The sequence below is a fragment of the Maribellus luteus genome (assembly GCF_003576475.1).
GTDB classification, from domain to species: Bacteria; Bacteroidota; Bacteroidia; order Bacteroidales; family Prolixibacteraceae; genus Draconibacterium; species Draconibacterium luteum.
In genome coordinates this window covers 1-668 of sequence record NZ_QWGR01000113.1, presented here as the reverse complement: position 1 = coordinate 668, position 668 = coordinate 1, and the positions used below count along the sequence as shown (strand labels likewise).

The 668-nt window shown below is 64.7% G+C and carries 1 protein-coding gene; it reads right to left on the bottom strand.

What is annotated here, in order from left to right; all coding sequences use genetic code 11:
* Positions 1-470: 470 nt before the first annotated feature.
* Positions 471-668, bottom strand: a 198-nt coding sequence (locus D1614_RS28165; protein WP_206610159.1) for a hypothetical protein, incomplete at its 5' end; no start/stop codon positions are given.

The following is a 668-nucleotide window of genomic DNA, read 5'->3' as shown; positions in this document are numbered from 1 at the left end:
AGATTCAGTTTTCAAACAGCATGCGCGTGATCGTTCTCGCGCCATGCGCGAGGTGAGCTTTTAGTCGCGCCCCTCATGCGCGTGCGAGGCCTGCCTCGTTCGCGCCCTCAATATGAGGGGCATGGAGCGCCGCGAGGCGCACCTTGTTGTTGTCTCGCTTCCGGCATCGCGTGCGAAGCGATGGTCTTCCGAAAGCGCATCGCCTTGCGGCGCTCCATTGCGGGACTTTGGGCGAGAGGGCCGTACTTCCGGGTGCGGACGGGGGAGGTACTCGACCCCTGATCCGGACGGCTTTCGCCGCCTTCGTCCGCTCCGCGTCCAGCCGCGAACGGCAGAGCCACATAGTTGGCCCGGACGGTGACCCCAGCCTCCCGGACGCGTGTGTGCGAGACACGCGCGCAGGCGCCGCATCCTGCTCCGCTTCATGAGCGCCCTCGAGAAGCGCCCCTCACGAACAGGACATGGCGAACTTAAGCGTGGTCCGGAGCACGGGGATTGCTATCCCCATCACGAAATGTTGCAGGATTTGCTGCCGCCGCAGCTTCTTCGCCATTCCATCCGCAGGCACGCAGCCGTTCGTGCAGATGCGATGGCGCGGGCGCGACCACGCGCACCGGTGGCTTGTTCTTCGACAGTGGGATGACGATTTCGCGCGCATGCAGATGCAG